Raw genomic sequence first — 14381 nt, forward strand, 5'->3', positions numbered from 1 at the left:
TCGATCGCCGATGCGATCGACGCGAAACTCGAACAGGGGGAGACCCCTGCAGCCGCCGAGCGCGCCGTCCTCTCCGAGCTCGGCGACCCCGGGATCCTCGCGGCGGGCTACGCCGACCGTCCACTGCATCTGATCGGGCCGAAGTACTACCTCGTCTGGGGGCGGCTGCTCAAGCTGCTGCTGTGGATCGTCCCGGCGTGCGTCTTCGGAGGAGTGGTCCTCGGGCAGCTGCTCGACGGTGCTCCGACCGGCGAGATCATCGGCACCGCAGTCGTCGCGACACTCGGCTCGGTCGTGCACATCGGATTCTGGGTGACGCTGGTCTTCGTGATCCTGGAGCGCGCCGGCACGGACACCGGCGTGAAGTGGAGCGTCGACCAGCTCCCCGAGCCGACGCAGAACGGCGCGGGGCGGGCCGATGCGATCGCATCGATCATCTTCCTGCTGCTCGGCGTGGGCGCGGTGTTCTGGGACGCACTCCTCGGCTTCTTCCCGACCGGCGGTGATCCGATCGCGATCCTCGACCCGGGGCTCTGGCCGTGGGGCATCACGTTCTTCTTCGTGCTGTTCGCCGCAGAGGCGCTGCTGGCGGTCGTGGTCTACGCGAAGCGACGGTGGACGGTCGGTGCTGCGGTGGTCAACACACTGCTCGCCGCGGTCTTCGCCGCCTGGTCGATCACGCTGCTGCTGCAGGGAGCACTGATCAACCCCGAGTTCCTGAGCTTCGTCTTCACCGACAACGGGGTGACCGACGAGACCATGCGGATCCTCACGGTGATCACGGGCTTCTGCCTCATTGCCTTCCCCATCTGGGACATCGTGGACGGATGGATCAAGACGGCTCGCGCCCGCCGACCCTGACTGCAGATCCCAGACGGCGTCGCCTCTTCGGGGCGACGCCGTCTGCGTCTGCAACCCCGGCGGGAATAGGCTGGATGCTGTGACCAGCACATTCGTCTCAGACCTGTTCGACCCGGACGAATGGGTGCTCGCGCCCGGTGCCGAGGACTACACCGACATCACCGCCCACGTCAGCACGGACGGCGGAGTCGCCCGTATCGCGTTCAACCGCCCAGAGGTGCGCAACGCCTTCCGCCCGCACACCGTCGACGAGCTCTACCGCGCGCTCGATGACGCACGGCAGAACCCCCGCATCGGCGCGGTGCTGCTGACGGGCAACGGTCCGAGTCCGAAGGACGGCGGCTGGGCGTTCTGCTCCGGCGGCGATCAGCGCATCCGCGGCCGCGACGGCTACAAGTACTCCGACGACGAGACGACCGTGCACGACCCCGCGCGTGCCGGTCGCCTGCACATCCTCGAGGTCCAGCGCCTCATCCGCTTCATGCCCAAGGTCGTCATCGCGGTGGTCCCCGGGTGGGCGGCGGGCGGCGGACACTCGCTGCACGTGGTCTGCGACCTCACGATCGCCTCGGCGGAGGAGGCGCGGTTCAAGCAGACCGATGCCGACGTCGGAAGCTTCGATGCGGGCTACGGCTCGGCGTACATGGCTCGGCAGACCGGGCAGAAGTTCGCCCGAGAGGTGTTCTTCCTCGCCGAGGAGTACTCGGCGCAGCGCGCGTACGAGGCAGGAGCCGTCAACCGGGTCGTTCCGCACGCCGAGCTCGAACGCGAGGCGCTGAAGATGGCGCGCACCGTGCTCACCAAGTCGCCCACGGCGATCCGGATGCTGAAGTTCGCGTTCAACGCAGTCGATGACGGACTCGTGGGCCAGCAGGTGTTCGCGGGCGAGGCCACGCGTCTCGCCTACGGCACCGACGAAGCGGTCGAGGGCCGCGACTCCTTCCTCGAGAAGCGCGACGCCGACTGGTCGTCGTTCCCCTGGCATTACTGAGCGGATCGAGACGCACATGGTCGCGCTGACGCCGACGGACGCCGAGGACCCGGCCGAGCTGCGCGACGCCCTGGCGCGGGCGCTCGACGGCGGGCCGGCGCTCGGCTTCGGGATGCTCGGTGACGCGCCGCGATCGGTGCCGGACGGCACGGCCGTGGTGATCGCGACCTCCGGCTCCAGCGGCGTCCCCAAGCGTGTGGCATTGAGCGGCGAGGCGCTGCGGGCGAGCGTCGAGGCCACAGCGGCGAGGGTCGGCGGCGGACGCTGGCTGCTCGCGCTTCCGGCCGGTTATGTGGCGGGGCTGCAGGTTCTGGTGAGGTCTCTGATCGCCGGCACGCACCCGGTCGCGCTCGGCGGTCGGTTCTCACCCGAGTCCTTCGCCGATGCGACGCTGTCGATGCTCCGTCCGTCGAGAGGCTCCGCAGCGATCCCCGAGCTGTACACGTCTCTCGTGCCCGCGCAGCTGTCGACACTGCTCGACGCCGCCGACGACCGACCGGTGCGGGCCGCGATGCAGGCCTACCGCGCGATCCTCGTCGGGGGGCAGTCCCTGCCCGAGCCGCTGCGGGAGCGGGCCGCCGATCTCGGTGTCCGGCTCGTCCGCACGTACGGTTCCACCGAGACCTGCGGCGGATGCGTGTACGACGGCGTTCCCCTCGACACGGTCGCGGTGCGCACGGTGGACGGGGAGCTGCGCATCGCCGGTCCGATGCTCGCCGACGGGTACCTCGGCGACGGGGAGCTGACCGCGAAGAACTTCTCGCGCGACGAGCACGGCATCAGGTGGTACCACACCGGCGATCTCGGGCTCTTCGACGATGGAGTGGTGCGGGTGCACGGTCGCGCGGACAACGTGATCGTGTCCGGCGGGATCAACATCTCCCTCGACCGCGTCGAACGGCTGGTCCGCAGCGTTCCAGGACTCGCGGGCGCCGTGGTCGTCGGCGTGCCGGATGAACGATGGGGCGAGGCCTCGGTGATCGTCGCGCCGCGCGGCGAGGTGCTGCGGCGCAGCGAGGCCGAGCAGCTCTCGCACGCGCGGGATCTCGTGGCGGAGGAGCTCGGCAAGCATGCGCGTCCCGTGCGGCTGATCATGGTCGACGAGCTCGCCCTGCTGGCCTCCGGCAAGCCGGATCGCGAGTCGATCAGACGGGCCGTCCTCGAACTGCACTGACGGTCGATTCGGTCGGACGAGGGGTTGTTGCCAGACTGAGGCATGGCCACCTACACGCACGGGCATCACGAGACCGTCCTCCGGTCCCACAGCAGCCGCGACATCTCCAACTCCGCGGAGTACCTCCGTCCGTACCTGACCGAGACCACCGCGCTTCTCGACGTCGGAGCGGGGCCCGGCAGCATCACGGTCGACTTCGCCGGCGTCGTCGCCCACGTGACGGCGACCGAGATCGATGAGAACGCGCTCACACTCTCGCGCGATCTCGCGTCGAGCAGAGGTCTGCACAACGTCGACTTCGCGGTCGAAGACGTGCATGCGCTGAGCTTCGCCGACGACGCCTTCGACGTCGTGCACGCGCACCAGGTGCTCCAGCACGTCGGCGATCCCGTGCAGGCGCTGCGCGAGATGCGCCGGGTCGCGGCACCCGGCGGTGTCGTGGCGGTACGCGACGCCGACTATGCGGGCTTCATCTGGTTCCCCATGCTCCCGGAGCTCGACCACTGGCTCGACCTGTATCGCCGCGCCGCACGAGCAAACGGCGGCGAGCCCGATGCAGGGCGTCGCCTCCTCGCCTGGGCGCGGGCGGCCGGCTTCGACGACATCACGGTGACGACCTCCAACTGGACGTACGCGAACCCGGAGGATCGAGCCTGGTGGGGCGGAATGTGGGCAGACCGCATCCTCGAGTCGGCGCTCGCGCGGCAGCTGGTCGACAGTGAGATGGCGACGTCGAGCGACCTGCAGGCGATCAGCGACGCGTGGAAGCGCTGGGCCGCCGACGGCGACGGGTGGTACCTCGTGCCGCACGGCGAGATCATCGCCCGCGCCTGACGCGCTCCGCGGATGCATCTGCGAGCGGATACATCTGCAGGCGGATGCGAGGCGGACGCCGTGCCGCGTAGCGTGGGGGAGTGATCCGCCCGCTCTCCCGTACGGCGCTCGTGCTCGACATCGTCGGGGCGACGCTGCTCTTCAGCATCCTCACTCCTTTCTCTGTCGTGTTCTACGGTCCGGGGACGATCGGCCAGGGAATCGACGGTGCTGCGGTCGCGGCGATCGTGATCGCGGGCATCCTGATGTTCGGCGGCGTCGCGATCGGCAGGCTCGCTCCCGGGCTCGCTCTCGCCGCGGCCTGGGCAGGGGCGATCGTGCAGATGCTCTCCGGATTCGGGCCGCTGCCGATCGACGTCGCCATCCTCCTCGTGCTCTATGCGACCGCCGCGTGGGGATCGCGGGTCGTGCTGTGGTGGGGGTTCGGCTCGGCGCTGTTCGGCGCCTTCGTGTCAGCGGTCTACCTGGTGGTCGTCACCGGCGTGACCTCCGGAACCAGCGGCTGGGATCAGCTGACCACCGGCACGCTGCTCCTCGTCGTCTCGGTGCTCGCTCTCGGCTTCGCGTGGGTCTGCGGCCTGCTGTGGCGTGTCATCCTCCGCGCCCGACGCACACGGTCCGCCCAGCTGGAGGCGGAGTCGCTCGCGGCAGAGGAGCAGGAGCGAGTGCGAATCGCCCGAGACATGCACGACATCGTCGCGCACTCGCTTGCCGTGGTGATCGCCCAGGCAGACGGGGCAAGGTACGCGGCGGTCGCGAAGCCCGAGATGGCCACCGAGGCGTTGGGAACGATCGCGCAGACCGCTCGCAGCGCCCTGAGTGATGTGCGTCTTCTGCTCACCCAGCTGCGCCACCGACAGGGCGACGGCCCGCAGCCGACGCTCGCAGATCTCGAAGCGCTGTTCGCGCAGGTGCGACAGGCAGGCGTCGAGCCTCGCATCACCGTCGACCCGATGCCTCCCGGCGAGCCGCCGGGGGCGATCCAGCTCGCGGTGTACCGCATCCTGCAAGAGGCGCTCACCAATGCCATCCGACACGGCGACGGGGCGGTCGATGTGCATCTCGCCTGGCTTCCTGATCGCGTCGACATCGAGGTGCGCAACATCGTGGGCAGCGAGCAGCCCCAGATCGGCGTCGGCCACGGAGTGATCGGCATGCGCGAACGGGCTCAGCTCGTCGGCGGTAGCCTTCAGGCGGAGCGTCAGGGCGCACAGTTCGTCGTCGCCGCCTCGCTCCCGATCGGAGAAGTCGCATGATCAAGGTCGTCCTCGTCGATGATCAGGCGCTGTTCCGCGCCGGAGTCCGCATGCTGCTCGCCTCGCAGCCCGACCTCGACGTCGTCGGAGAGGCGGGAGACGGCCGCGAGGGAGTCGCTCTCGTGCGCGCGACTCGACCCGACGTGGTGCTGATGGACATCAGGATGCCTGTCATGGACGGTCTCGCCGCGACCGCCGAGATCCTCGCTCAGCCCGACCCGCCGCGCATCGTCATGCTGACCACCTTCGACCTCGATGAGGCGGCCGCGCGCGCCATCCGTCAAGGGGCGAGCGGATTCCTGCTCAAGGACGCCGATCCCGAGTTCCTCCTCGCCGCGATCCGCACCGTGCACTCGGGGTCGAGCGTCATCGCCGCGTCCGCGACCCGTGAGCTGTTCGAGCACTTCGCCGAGGAGCCGAAGCCGGTGCCCGCGCAGTTCTCCGCGCTCACCGATCGCGAGCGGGAGATCTTCGCGCTCGCGGCCAGGGGTCTGTCGAACTCTGAGATCGCCGCTCGCGAGTACCTCAGCGAGGCGACCGTGAAGACCCATATCAGCCGCATCCTGACGAAGCTCACCCTGCGGGACCGCGTGCAGCTCGTGGTCTTCGCCTTCGAGCACGGGCTCGCCTGACCGGACGAGCGCCCGCGGGATCATCCTTGCGATGTAGACGGATGCGCCGTCAGGGCGACGCGGCGGGGCACCCGCCGTCCGTAGCGTCGAAGGCATGGAGATCACGACCACCGACCTCGGGCTCGCAGCCCGCGTCCAGCACCTCACGAAGACCTACGGATCCGGCGAGGGCACCGTCCACGCGCTCGACGACGTCAGCGTCGGCATCCGCCGCGGGCAGTTCACCGCGATCATGGGTCCGTCCGGTTCAGGAAAGTCCACGCTCATGCACATCATGGCCGGCCTCGACACCCCGACGCAGGGGAGGAGCTGGATCGGCGACACCGAGATCACCGAGCTCGGAGACCTCGACCTGACGATCCTTCGCCGGCGCCGAGTGGGGTTCATCTTCCAGGCGTTCAACCTCGTGCCGACGCTCACCGCCCTCGGCAACATCATGCTGCCGTTCGAGCTCGACGGACGCCGGCCGAGCGCGATCGAGAAGGCGCGCATCGATGGTCTGATCGAGACGCTCGGGCTCGGATCGCGGCTGCAGCACCGACCGCATCAGCTGTCGGGCGGTCAGCAGCAGCGGGTCGCGATCGCCCGCGCTCTCGCCACCGCGCCCGACCTCGTCTTCGCGGATGAGCCGACCGGCAACCTCGACTCGAAGACCGGACGCGAGGTCCTGCAGCTGCTCGCGACCGCGAGCCGGGAGCACGGGCAGTCGATCGCGATGGTCACGCACGACGCGATCGCGGCGAGCTACGCCGACCGCGTGCTGTTCCTCGGCGACGGACGGATCGTCGCCGATCATCCGCGTCAGAGCGCTGAGCAGATCTCGGCCTACATGCTCGCCGCCGAGGTCGCGGCATGAGCGCCGTCATCGACTCTCCGGTCCGCACGGTCGTCGCTCAGACGTCTGCGACGGGTCCGCGCCTGGCATGGCTGCGCGACCGTGGCATGGGAGCCAGCATCCTGGTCGCGACGCTCTCGGCCGCCTTCGGTGTGGTGCTGGTCGAGACCACGGCCTATCTCGGAGCGGTGCTGCAGGCCGACCCGTTCATCGGCGACAGCGAGACGCTCGCGTTCGTGGTCGGGCTGCTCTCGGTGCTCCTCACGGGTGTCGCGATGTACGTCGCGGCCATCGTCACGGCGAACACCTTCTCGACGATCATCGCGGGGCGCACTCGTCAGATCGCGCTGATGCGCCTCATCGGCGCGACTGCGCGCTCGCAGCGGGCGCAGGTCGGCAGGCAGGGCTTCGTGGTCGGCGTCATCGGCGCGGCACTGGGTCTGCTCTCGGGCCTCGCGATCGCAGCTGTCGGGGTGCAGATCGGCTCCGGACTGATCGAGAACGTGCCGACGGGGTTCTCCCTCGCACAGCCGTTCATCGCCCTGCCCGTGATCGGCGTCGCCCTGACCACCTGGGCTGCGGCCTGGGCAGGATCCAGACGCGTGCTCGCCGTCACACCGCTGCAGGCGATCGGCGGATCGGTCGAGCGCAGCCACGAAGAGATGTCCCGCCCCGGGCGTCACATCGGTGCGTGGGTGCTGCTGGGCGCCGGCAGCGTCCTGCTGGCGGCGGGGGTCGTCGTGGGGCTCGCGCATCCCCTCGGAGTGGTCGTCGCCTTCTTCGGTGGACTGCTGTCCTTCACAGGACTCGCGCTCGGAGCGGTGCTGTTCATGCCGCCCGTGCTGCGTCTGGTGGGGCGGATGTTCGGCTCGAGTGCCACCGCACGGCTCGCGGCTGAGAACGCCCTGCGCTATCCGGAGCGCTCCTCACGCATGGCGATCGGCGTGGTGATGGGGGTCACGCTCGTCACGATGTTCGCGGTCGCTCTCGAATCGGTCAAGCAGATGCTGATCGGTCAGGTCGACGGCGAGACGCCCGCCGAGTTCTTCACCCCGTTCGATGCCTTCGCGTCGGTGATGATGGTGCTCGTCGCCGTGTCGGCGGTGATCGCTGCGGTCGGCCTGGTCAATCTCCTGACGATCGGCGTCGTGCAGCGTCGCCGCGAACTCGGTCTCCTTCGTTCGATCGGACTGTCCAACGGTCAGGTGCGCCGCATGGTGCTGCTGGAGGCCGCGCACATCACGGTGGCCGCCACGGTGACCGGGTTGATCCTCGGCATCGCCTACGGGTGGATCGCGGCGCAGTCGCTGCTCGGATCGGTGCCGACCCTGCCCGACTTCGAGCCCGCCGGGCTCGTCGCACCTCGCGTGCCGTGGCTGCCCGTCGTCATCATCGTCGCGGCGACCGCTGTGCTGACCCTGGTCGCTGCTGCGACGCCGACCCGTCTCGCCACGCGGGTGGCGCCGGTCGACGCGCTCGCTGCAGACTGACGGCGGCCGGGCGCCAGCACGCTCTGTGACCGAATCGGTCATCGGAGCGTTCTGGCGTATCCGGTCGCTCTAGGCTGGACGGATGCCGTCTCCGTTCGACCAGTCCACGTATCAGGTGCGCCTCGACTGGGGCGTCGAAGGGCTCGATCGCCTCGCTCCGGCCGACGTCGTCGTGGTCGTCGACGTGCTCCGCTTCTCCTCCACGGTGGCGGATGCGGTCGCCGCCGGGTCCACGGTCTCGCTCGACGACGCACGTGGGTGGTCTCGTAATGGCGCCGCGGTCGCCACCCGTGGCGGCGATGCCGTGGTGCTGATCGGAAGCCTCCGCAACGCCTCGGCGGTGGCGCGAGCGATCGCCACGCTGCAGGATCGCAATCAGGCGCGCACATCGGTGAGCGTGATCGCGGCGGGCGAGGCCGACGCCGACGGTGCAGTGCGGTTCGCAGTCGAAGACCACCTGGGTGCCGGCGCGATCATCGCTGCACTGACCGATCTGGGCATCGACCACACCGCGCCCGACGCGGCCGTCGCAGCCGAGGGGTTCCGAGCGTTGAAGAGGGCGCTGCGCCATATGGTCAGCGCCAGCGGATCGGCTCGCGAACTCGCAGAAGGGGTCGCCGCGAGCGATCGGATGCGGGCTTCCGGCGTGGTCCCGACGACGACGTCGAGCGCTGCCGAGCTCGATGCGATCGATGCCGTGCCCGTGCTGCGCGATGGGGTCTTCGTCGCCTTCGACTGACCGGTTCGTTCCGGCTCGCGACGACGAGATCGCCGGAAGCCCGCGAATGTGTGCTCGCCGGCGTCGCTTCGCGGTGCGGTCGGCAACAGGCCGCGCACTCGGCACGGGTTTCGCCTCGTGCGACGTAGGGTCGTGGCATGAGGTTCGTCCCCGCATTCATCGTCGATGCCGTCCTGGTGCTCGTCTTCGCCGTGATCGGCCGTGCCTCGCACGGCGAGAGCCCCGGAGGGTTCCTGATCACCGCCTGGCCCTTCATCGTCGCTCTGCTGGCGGGGCACGTCGTGGCGGCTCTGCTGCCGGCCCGGCCGCGTCGTCCGTGGTCGCTCGGATGGGGCGCCGTCGTCTGGCTCGTCACGGTCGCGGGGGGACTCCTGCTGCGGGTCGCAACGGGAGACACCGCTCAGATCGCGTTCATCATCGTCGCGACACTCGTGCTCGGAGTCTTCCTCCTCGGCTGGCGCGCCGCGGCGGCGCTCCTCCGCCGGCGCGCCGGGCGCACGAGCGACAGCGGTGCGTCACCCGAACACTCCGACGACGCGGATCCGGTCGATGGAGTCGTGCACGACGAGATCGCCGAACACGAGGTTCAGGTCGAGGACGGGCCACAGGCAGAGTCAGCGCGCGGGGCCGATCCCGAGATGGGAACTCAACCGCGCTGACGGCATCGGTCTTGCGCGATGTGAGGGATGCGGTGTCGATCTCGCACTCGCATCGGTCCTGCCCGACGTGATTCCGACCTCGCAGCGTGTCGACGCTGTCAGCGTGACATCTGGGCGGCGAGCTTCGTGTCGGCCGAGATCTCGCGACGTGTCCAGTCGAAGAGATAACGGGCGTCGTACGAGCGCGAGCAGCGCGCGCACGACGTGGCGCGTGACGGGCGCCGGTGCCGGTACGTGACATGACCTGCGGGGCATCTGCCCACCCACGGCGCGAGCTCGACAGCGGTCTCGCCGTGATGGGTCGTTCCGCCGACATAACCCAGGTCCCGGGCCACGCGCTTCCAGGTCGCGCCGTGCGCGGCCTCATGACCGGCGAGCGCATGCGCCACCTCGTGCAGCAGCACCTGGTGGATCTCGTCGTCTTCGAACCGGGCTGCCAGATAACGCGACACGGTGATGCGTTTCTTCGTGTAGTCGCACTGCCCCGCCCGGCGCTTGGCGTGGTCGAAACCGAACGACCAGCTGTCGTCGAGGTGCATCGTGATCAGTGCTTCGCCCCAGACGCGCACCCGGTCAAGTTCCGCCATGCGATCAGGCTAAGCCATACCGCCGACATCACCGCGTCGGACCGCTCAGCGCCGCGTCAGACCGCTCAGCGCAGCGTGATCCGGCTCGATGCACCGTCAGCCGGCTCGATGCACCGTCAGCCCGCGACGAGCTGGTTCGTACGCCGCCGCTCGGCGGCTTCGATCGCGAGCAGCACCGTCTCGAGCTCTCCGTCCTGGGCTCCCGCTTCACGACGCAGGAAGAGGGACTGCTTGAAGCTCTCGCGGGCCGTCTCGTAGTCGCCGGCTTCGTAGGCGTTCTTGCCGTGGTGGTGGTGGGCGAAAGCCGCGATCGAGACCCAGCGCTGCCCTTCCGCCTCGGCTGCGCACGTGGCGAGCTCCTGTGCGGCGGCGGTGTGTGCGCCGCGGTACTGCAGGATCGTGGCGTGCAGCACCCGGGCACGCAGAACGTCCTTGCGGGTTCCGGCCATGCGAGCCTGTCGCACGGCTTCGTCAGCGAGGGGGAGGGCTTCGTCCAGGCGGTCGAGCACCTTCAGCAGCCAGACGCGCTCGAGCAGGGCCGGAAGGCTGCGCTGACCGTCGATCTCCTCCAGCCGTGCCGCACACTCATCGAGATCGACGCGCTCGCGAAGGCTCTCGTGGTCATAGCCTCTGATGAAACTCATTGCTCTCCTTCCGCAGCGTCCCCCGTCAAGTGTGCCTCGCGTCGGCGCCGTCGTCGGGGCGGCACGCCCCGCGTCCTCGCATCCGATCTCGATCGAGGTGCTCAGCGGAGGAACAGCGAGGCATCCGGGCGAGGTGAGGCCACGGCATCCGCATCCGTGACCACGCGTGCACCCTGCACGAACGCGGTCACCTCGGAGCCCTGGGCGATCTTCGCCGGATGCGGTCCGGCGGCCAGCATCCTCGGCAGCCATTCGGTCGGGAGGGGAGCGGCAGACGCTGCGATCACCAGGTTGCCGAACCTGCGGCCCTTGAGCACCTGGGTGTCTGCGAGGACGCCGATCTCGGGAAGCACCTCCGCGATCGTCGCGACCTGACGTCGAGCGAAGGCGAGGCCTGGGCCGTCGGCGACGTTCACGAGCAGCACGCCTCCCGGTGCGAGCAGCTCGGCGAGTTCGCGGTAGAACTCGATGCTGGTGAGGTGGGCAGGCGTCTGGGCGCCCGAGTAGACGTCGGACACGACCAGATCGCAGCTGCCGACGATGGCCGGCGGAAGACGGCGGACGCCTTCGCGGGCGTCACCGATCCGCAGTCTGATCGACGCGCCTCTCGGCAGCGGAAGATGCTCGCGCACGAGTGCGGCCAACGGAGCCTCGAGCTCGATCACCTGCTGCCGCGAACCGGGCCGTGTGGCCTCGATGTAGCGGGGGATCGTCAGCGCTCCCGCTCCGAGGTGCACCGCGGTGAGGGGGCCGCCCGCGAGCTGGTCGATGACTGCGCCCATGCGCACGATGTACTCGAAGTGCAGGTGCGTGGGGTCATCGAGGTCGACGTGCGACTGCGGGGTGTCGTCGACGATGAGCTCGAACCCGGTGGTGAACTCCGACGGCACGATACGGGCGATGCCTCCGTGGTCGAGGCGGGCCTGCGGGTGTTCGGTGTCCTTCGCGCGCGTCCTGCCCATCCTCCGAGACTACGCGCTCACTCCGCCTGGACGCCGACCGAGCAGGTCTCCTGGTCGAGGGTCTGCCCCGAGATCTCCGGGGGGAGGGTCGCCCGCGCCTCCGGCGCCTCGGTCGCCGTCTCGACCGGCTCGTCGACGGGCGGCGGCGTCGCGAGCTCCACGCTCCGATGCGTCGCGACGTCACCGGCGAGCGTGATGGGCTCTCCTGCGATGAGCGCCGCCCAGAGCGGGGCCGCGGCGTCGTAATCGGGTACGACCCTGTCGCTGTCCTCCGGGTCCGTCAGGTTCGGGTACTGCACGAACACGAAGTCCGAGAACTCGACATCCTTCAGGGCGAGCGCCAGCTGTGTGAGGGTCAGGGCGTTGCTCAGCGACTCGCTCGGCACGATGTTGTCGGCGACCGTGTCCATCAGCCGAAGCACCTTCGACGGGTCGGTCAGCGTCTCGGCGCTCAGGATCTTCTTGGCCAGTCGCGACATGTACTGCTGCTGATTCGAGATGCGGGCGAGGTCGCTCCCGTCGCCGACTCCGTGCCGTGTGCGGATGAATGCGAGGGCGCTTGCGCCCGACACCGTGTGCGTGCCGACCGACAGGTCGACACCGGCGAGGGTGTCGTGGATGCCTTCACCCGCGACGCACACGTCGACTCCGCCGATCGCATCGGTGATCGCGATCACGCCGTCGAAGCTGATCTTGGCGGCGAACTCGACCGGCAGTCCGCTGAGATCGGTCACGGTCTTCGCGACGCACGAGACACCGGCGTGCTCGAAGACCTCGTTGATCCGCCCCTTCGACATCGCCGACGCGGTCGAACCGTCTTCCCTCTCGCACTCGGGCACCTCCAGCCCGAGGTCGCGGGGGAACGACACGACGGTGACTGCGCGAGGCGCCGCCGAGACGTGGACCAGGAGGGTCACGTCGTTCAGGGCTCCCTGCTCGCTCTGGGCGCATCGATCGCCGAGGATCTTCGTCGAGACCTCTCCGCACTCGTCCGTCCCGACGATGAGAAGATTGAAGGCCCTGTCGCTCGGGTACGCGCCCAGCGACGGAGGAGCCACGTCCACGTCGTCCTCGAGGGTGACCGCACCTTCGCCGACCCGGTTCAGCACGTCCGCGGCGACGAAGCCCGCCACCGCGACGGACGAGACGAGGATCACCGCCAGGGCGACTCCGAGGAGTCTGAAGAGAGTCGAGAACGCACTGGGCGTAGGAAGATCCGCGTGGCGCGCGACCGTCGAGCGCTTCGCGTCGTCGAGGGCCCCTGACATGCCGTGAGCCTACCCGCGGAGGCCGATGTTACGGCCGCATGACGTTTCCGAGAATAACTTGCAGGGAATTAGTTAGTGATGAATACTTTTTCCTACGTGGTAGGCACCCGATGCCGCCAGGACGTTCAAAGAGGAGATCCCTGATGCACAAGCGCATTCTTCCGGTCATGGCGCTGGGCGCCGTGGCCACACTGGGCCTGGCGGCCTGTGCCGGTGGCGGAGCAGACACCGGCGGAGCCGTCGACGGAGAGGGCCAGGAGCTCACCGTCTGGATCATGAAGGGCACGAACCCTGACGCGACGGCGTTCTACGACGAGGTATCGAGCGCCTTCGAAGACGAGACCGGGGCCACGGTCAAGATCGAGGAGATCCAGTGGGCTGACGCTCACGACCGCTTCGTCACGTCGATCGCCGGCGGCACCACGCCCGACATCGCCGAGACGGGCACCACCTGGACGGCGGAGTTCGCGGACGCAGGTGCCCTGGAGCCGCTCGACGAGTACGTCGACGCTGAGAAGGGCCTGCGCGACGACCTCGTCGAGGGTCTCGCGGTCGCCGGCACCTACGACGAAGAGCTGTACGGCATGCCGTGGTACGCCGGTGTCCGCTCGATCGTCTACCGCACCGACGTGTTCGAGGAGCTCGGTCTCGAGGCTCCGAAGACGTGGGACGACATCGTCGCCGCCGGTGAGGCGATCAAGGCAGCCAAGCCCGACATGCTGCCGTTCCCCGTCGCGGGCGACGCCGAGTTCCAGGTGTACCCCTGGGTCTGGGGCGCGGGCGGCGAGGTCGCGACCCTCGACGGCAAGACCTGGACGAGCGATCTCGACAGCGAGGAGTCGCAGGCCGGCATCGAGTTCTACACCGGACTCGCGACCGAGCACGGCTTCTCGTCGGCCGGCGCCACCACGTGGAAGGAGACGGACCTCCGTGACTCGTTCACGCAGGGGAACGTCGCCATGATGCTCTCGGGCTCGTGGACCCCGAAGGCGCTGATCGAGGCGAACCCCGAACTCGACGGCAAGATCGGCGCGGCAGTGATCCCGGGCGAGGACGGCGGAATCGCTCCGTCCGTGCTCGGAGGCTCGCACCTGTCGGTCTTCAACACGACGAAGAACGCAGACCTCGCGTGGGAGTTCGTCAAGCTGATGACCACGGGCGAGTTCGCCGAGCAGTGGGCTGACGAGACCGGCTACTTCCCGGGCGTCCAGTCGGCGATGGAAGAGGCCCTCGCCTCGACCGACCCGCTCGTCGCTCCGTTCGCACAGCAGATGGTCGAGGGCGGCGCATCCGTGCCCGTCACCCCGAACTTCGGAGCCGTCCAGGCGAAGAAGACCACCAACTCGATGATCCAGGCGATCCTCGGCGGGCAGAAGGACGTCGCCACGGCGACGAAGGATGCCGCAGCCGAGATGACCGAGCTGCTCAACAAGTAAGGCTGTATCCCTT

At 69.0% G+C, this 14381-nt stretch carries 15 protein-coding genes; 11 read left to right on the top strand and 4 right to left on the bottom strand.

All coding sequences use genetic code 11. The features are described 5' to 3' along the window. The 10 genes from OPU70_RS16350 to OPU70_RS16395 all read left to right on the top strand — a co-directional run. Positions 1-861 (top strand): permease prefix domain 1-containing protein (locus OPU70_RS16350; protein ID WP_498558262.1); only part of this gene is annotated, 861 nt, incomplete at its 5' end. A 79-nt stretch (positions 862-940) separates the two neighbouring features. Continuing rightward, positions 941-1852, top strand: coding sequence for a 1,4-dihydroxy-2-naphthoyl-CoA synthase (locus tag OPU70_RS16355; RefSeq protein ID WP_042539039.1), 912 nt, complete (start codon positions 941-943; stop codon positions 1850-1852). 16 nt (positions 1853-1868) lie between these two features. After that, positions 1869-3026, top strand: coding sequence for an AMP-binding protein (locus OPU70_RS16360; protein WP_498558263.1), 1158 nt, complete (start codon positions 1869-1871; stop codon positions 3024-3026). A gap of 42 nt (positions 3027-3068) precedes the next feature. Next, entirely contained in the window at positions 3069-3860 is a 792-nt protein-coding gene (locus tag OPU70_RS16365) for a class I SAM-dependent methyltransferase (RefSeq protein ID WP_498558264.1), read from the top strand. A gap of 80 nt (positions 3861-3940) precedes the next feature. Continuing rightward, entirely contained in the window at positions 3941-5116 is a 1176-nt protein-coding gene (locus OPU70_RS16370) for a sensor histidine kinase (RefSeq protein ID WP_079112327.1), read from the top strand. Continuing rightward, positions 5113-5748 (top strand): response regulator, encoded by a 636-nt coding sequence (locus tag OPU70_RS16375; protein WP_042539046.1) that lies wholly within the window; start codon positions 5113-5115, stop codon positions 5746-5748. Before OPU70_RS16370 ends, OPU70_RS16375 begins: the two co-directional genes overlap by 4 nt. Positions 5749-5842: 94 nt before the next feature. Beyond that, positions 5843-6604 carry an ABC transporter ATP-binding protein gene (locus OPU70_RS16380; protein ID WP_042539048.1) on the top strand — a complete coding sequence of 254 codons (762 nt, stop codon included), beginning with the start codon at positions 5843-5845 and terminating at the stop codon, positions 6602-6604. Further along, on the top strand, positions 6601-8073 hold the full coding sequence (locus tag OPU70_RS16385) for an ABC transporter permease (protein WP_498558265.1): 1473 nt from the start codon (positions 6601-6603) through the stop codon (positions 8071-8073). Before OPU70_RS16380 ends, OPU70_RS16385 begins: the two co-directional genes overlap by 4 nt. 82 nt (positions 8074-8155) lie before the next feature. After that, positions 8156-8812: a 2-phosphosulfolactate phosphatase gene (locus tag OPU70_RS16390; RefSeq protein WP_498558266.1), complete on the top strand. Its 657-nt coding sequence runs from the start codon at positions 8156-8158 to the stop codon at positions 8810-8812. 137 nt (positions 8813-8949) lie between these two features. Beyond that, complete coding sequence (locus tag OPU70_RS16395) at positions 8950-9471, top strand: DUF3054 domain-containing protein (protein ID WP_498558267.1); 522 nt, start codon at positions 8950-8952, stop codon at positions 9469-9471. A 98-nt stretch (positions 9472-9569) separates the two neighbouring features. Here OPU70_RS16395 and OPU70_RS16400 read toward each other — a convergent pair whose 3' ends face one another. The 4 genes from OPU70_RS16400 to OPU70_RS16415 form a co-directional block, all read right to left on the bottom strand. Beyond that, on the bottom strand, positions 9570-10058 hold the full coding sequence (locus tag OPU70_RS16400; RefSeq protein ID WP_042539053.1) for a SprT-like domain-containing protein: 489 nt from the start codon (positions 10056-10058) through the stop codon (positions 9570-9572). 116 nt (positions 10059-10174) lie between these two features. Continuing rightward, positions 10175-10702 carry a hypothetical protein gene (locus OPU70_RS16405; protein ID WP_498558268.1) on the bottom strand — a complete coding sequence of 176 codons (528 nt, stop codon included), beginning with the start codon at positions 10700-10702 and terminating at the stop codon, positions 10175-10177. A 101-nt stretch (positions 10703-10803) separates the two neighbouring features. Continuing rightward, the gene (locus OPU70_RS16410) at positions 10804-11664 is read right to left on the bottom strand and encodes a spermidine synthase (protein ID WP_309686331.1); all 861 of its coding nucleotides are present in this window, start codon (positions 11662-11664) and stop codon (positions 10804-10806) included. A 17-nt stretch (positions 11665-11681) separates the two neighbouring features. Next, the gene (locus OPU70_RS16415; RefSeq protein WP_475433884.1) at positions 11682-12932 is read right to left on the bottom strand and encodes an LCP family protein; all 1251 of its coding nucleotides are present in this window, start codon (positions 12930-12932) and stop codon (positions 11682-11684) included. 143 nt (positions 12933-13075) lie between these two features. On the opposite strand from OPU70_RS16415, the gene OPU70_RS16420 reads away from it, so the two are divergent. Beyond that, positions 13076-14368 (top strand): sugar ABC transporter substrate-binding protein, encoded by a 1293-nt coding sequence (locus OPU70_RS16420; protein WP_498558269.1) that lies wholly within the window; start codon positions 13076-13078, stop codon positions 14366-14368. The last annotated feature ends 13 nt before the right edge of the window (positions 14369-14381 follow it).

Source organism: Microbacterium sp. SWDP-B6 (genome assembly GCF_059803615.1).

Coding starts and splice junctions, on each gene's coding strand:
- OPU70_RS16360 (WP_498558263.1), top strand. CDS start 1,869: ATGGTCGCGCTGACGCCGACGGACGCCGAGGACCCGGCCGAGCTGCGC.
- OPU70_RS16365 (WP_498558264.1), top strand. CDS start 3,069: ATGGCCACCTACACGCACGGGCATCACGAGACCGTCCTCCGGTCCCAC.
- OPU70_RS16375 (WP_042539046.1), top strand. CDS start 5,113: ATGATCAAGGTCGTCCTCGTCGATGATCAGGCGCTGTTCCGCGCCGGA.
- OPU70_RS16380 (WP_042539048.1), top strand. CDS start 5,843: ATGGAGATCACGACCACCGACCTCGGGCTCGCAGCCCGCGTCCAGCAC.
- OPU70_RS16385 (WP_498558265.1), top strand. CDS start 6,601: ATGAGCGCCGTCATCGACTCTCCGGTCCGCACGGTCGTCGCTCAGACG.
- OPU70_RS16390 (WP_498558266.1), top strand. CDS start 8,156: ATGCCGTCTCCGTTCGACCAGTCCACGTATCAGGTGCGCCTCGACTGG.
- OPU70_RS16395 (WP_498558267.1), top strand. CDS start 8,950: ATGAGGTTCGTCCCCGCATTCATCGTCGATGCCGTCCTGGTGCTCGTC.
- OPU70_RS16400 (WP_042539053.1), bottom strand. CDS start 10,058: ATGGCGGAACTTGACCGGGTGCGCGTCTGGGGCGAAGCACTGATCACG.
- OPU70_RS16405 (WP_498558268.1), bottom strand. CDS start 10,702: ATGAGTTTCATCAGAGGCTATGACCACGAGAGCCTTCGCGAGCGCGTC.
- OPU70_RS16410 (WP_309686331.1), bottom strand. CDS start 11,664: ATGGGCAGGACGCGCGCGAAGGACACCGAACACCCGCAGGCCCGCCTC.
- OPU70_RS16415 (WP_475433884.1), bottom strand. CDS start 12,932: ATGTCAGGGGCCCTCGACGACGCGAAGCGCTCGACGGTCGCGCGCCAC.
- OPU70_RS16420 (WP_498558269.1), top strand. CDS start 13,076: ATGCACAAGCGCATTCTTCCGGTCATGGCGCTGGGCGCCGTGGCCACA.